Raw genomic sequence first — 2,532 nt, 5'->3', positions numbered from 1 at the left:
GACTACTTTCGAAATTCGGTACATAGTTAATATGTAAATGCGGATTTGCTTCATCATCATGTAAAACCATGTTATAGACTACTAGATTTGGATTTCTCTCTTGAAACGCCTTAGCATAGCGCTTCAGTGCTTCTTTTTTAGCTCCCCTATACTTTGGGTCATCTTTACCCTCTCCAACCGCTACAACCAATTCTCGTTGCTCATGTGTCTTTTCATTTTTATGTATTTTGTCATAATAGTCCTGAATCTTACGGTCATTACGTTTTTGTTTCTCATTATACTTGTCCACGGCTTCTTGAAAGACATCCTTGTATACACTTCGGATGTCCTTTTGAACAAAGTAGATATTCTCGTCTAACCTGGATGGATCAATGCCAGGATTCCCATGAATGTTTTCTCTGTTATTATGGCTTAATGAACTTTGGTGAGATTGATTAAATGAGATAGAGAACAACATAAAGTGCCACCACTTCCCCTAGATTAATTGATACAATAAGTCTAGCAAGGCCACAAAATTGTGTCAATTGACGTAACCCTATACGTATTTTGACGCTTTCGCATCAAAATCAATAGGGGTCTGCGACGCTTGTCGGCTTTGCCGAACCATGCCTAGCATGGCAACAACAAAACCTTGGGCTTTGCCCAAACCCACTGGGGAACTCTTCCCCAGCCCCCCTCAATCGAACTCCCCAACCCCTCAATCCTTGAGGGACTCCCTCGCCGGTTGGCGTCCCCAAAACGATTCGTTTTGAGGAACTGCCGAGAGGGTGAAGAATCAGATGCACGTGTCAATTCCTTAATGCTCCTTTCATGGATCAGCACAAATCGCTGAACCATTCCAGTCCGCTTACCATTGACACTTACCGCTTATTCTTCCTCTCCCAATAGTCGCTTTGCGAGTTGTTCCAATCACTCATTAAATCCTAATACAAAAAATCTCTCAGATGAACTGAGAGACTCATTAAAATCCAGCCTATGCTAGAACATGCTTATATAGAGTAATACAAAATTTCCCATTTGTTCCGGCAGGTGCTGCAATTGAAAATGCAGTTGGTCTAAGTGCCGTAGCTGAAACTGAGAAACCAACTGGAACGGTTAAAGCCGGTGTAGCAGGAGTAGAGGTAATAGTACCAGTTACGGGAGCTGCACTAGTTGCAGAGTTAAAAATCTCAAATGTTCCTTCGAAGAAATCGCCAGCAGGTGCTGACCATACAGTTTGAGTAACTTCAGCAGTAGTAGCGCTAAAATTACCACAGATTTTTTCTTGGAAAATTTTCGCAGGAGGACAACAATTTCCATTTATTCCTTGTGAATCACACACTATATCGTGCTCCTTTCTAATATTTTTCTATAACTTGTACTTATTTTTCATTTAGTCAAAAATCCAAAAATGATGAACTTTAATCTATGCTAAAACATGTTTATATAGAGTAATACAAAATGTCCCATTTGTTCCGGCAGGTGCTGTAATTGCAAATGAAATTGGCTTAGATACCGTATTTGAAACTGAAAAACCAGGTGGAACTGGACCTAAATTTGTCGTGATAGTAGCAGGAGGAGGAGTAGGATTCGAACTAATAATAATACCCGTTACGGTATTTGCACTAGTTGCAGAGTTAAAAATCTCAAATGTTCCTTCGAAAAAATCACCAGCAGGTGCTGACCATACAATTTGATCAACAACCCCAGCAGCGCCACCATTAAAATTACCACAAATTTTTTCCTGAAAAATTTGCGCAGGAGGACAACAATTTCCATTTATTCCTTGTGAACCACACATTAAATTATGCTCCTTTCTATAGCGTATATTTGCTTGTCCTTATTATTAAATGATTTTTTTTTGAATCTTGTTCATACAATTTGTAAAAGTAATTAAATTAATTTTTTTTAAATACTTTGTAATATAAATCTGATTAAATCAAAGCGAGGAATAGTTAATGACTATAAAAAACTGCAAACCAAAGGCTCCTTGTTTGGCTTTTCCATGTGATATTCCTACTCCTTGTCCTCCACCACCACCTCCCTCGCCTTCTCCTGTATGTGAGGTTATATGTAATGAAATATGCGGTAATATTTTATTAAACGATCATGTTGCAACACTAGAAATTTGGAAAGGAAAAATCTCTGAAAAAACAACAATAACAATATCTCTATTTAATAGTTCAACAAACAATGGATCTATAAGAGTTATGGTTACTGAAAACACCAGGGGTCCTACTGAATTTACTGTCCCTCCAGGAAATACAGTTTCCGCAACTGTCAATGATGCTAAATCAGTTATTATTTTTCGAGAAGGTACAAGTATTTTAAAAGGTACATTCTGTTTAAAAGTATGCTTTGCATTTTCTTGTGGAAATAAAAATTTCTAAATATAAATCAAAAAAGACATTTCATAGAGGAGAATGTCTTTTTTTCAAATTTAAAAAATAAAAAAAGACCTCCCTGAGGTGGTCTTCTTATGTAGGGTGGGAAGACATCGGTCTTCCCTTCGGGTTGCCCCGATGGAAATGGCGTTTTGTTTCCAAAACTGTT

At 37.8% G+C, this 2,532-nt stretch carries 4 protein-coding genes; 1 reads left to right on the top strand and 3 read right to left on the bottom strand.

Features of this window, described 5'->3' with window-relative positions:
* The 3 genes from BAU28_RS23615 to BAU28_RS23600 form a co-directional block, all read right to left on the bottom strand.
* Positions 1-457, bottom strand: a 457-nt coding sequence (locus BAU28_RS23615) for a plasmid recombination protein (protein WP_208610977.1), incomplete at its 3' end; no start/stop codon positions are given.
* Between the two features lie 516 nt (positions 458-973).
* Entirely contained in the window at positions 974-1,321 is a 348-nt protein-coding gene (locus BAU28_RS23605; protein ID WP_071720191.1) for an S-Ena type endospore appendage, read from the bottom strand.
* Positions 1,322-1,405: 84 nt separating this feature from the next.
* Positions 1,406-1,780 (bottom strand): S-Ena type endospore appendage, encoded by a 375-nt coding sequence (locus BAU28_RS23600; protein ID WP_071720189.1) that lies wholly within the window; start codon positions 1,778-1,780, stop codon positions 1,406-1,408.
* A gap of 157 nt (positions 1,781-1,937) precedes the next feature.
* Between BAU28_RS23600 and BAU28_RS23595 the strand changes: the two genes are divergently transcribed.
* Positions 1,938-2,369 (top strand): S-Ena type endospore appendage, encoded by a 432-nt coding sequence (locus BAU28_RS23595; RefSeq protein ID WP_071720187.1) that lies wholly within the window; start codon positions 1,938-1,940, stop codon positions 2,367-2,369.
* Positions 2,370-2,532: the final 163 nt, after the last annotated feature.

Source organism: Bacillus paramycoides (assembly GCF_001884235.1).
GTDB lineage: Bacteria > Bacillota > Bacilli > Bacillales > Bacillaceae_G > Bacillus_A > Bacillus_A paramycoides.
This window is presented reverse-complemented; position numbering and strand designations above follow the sequence as displayed.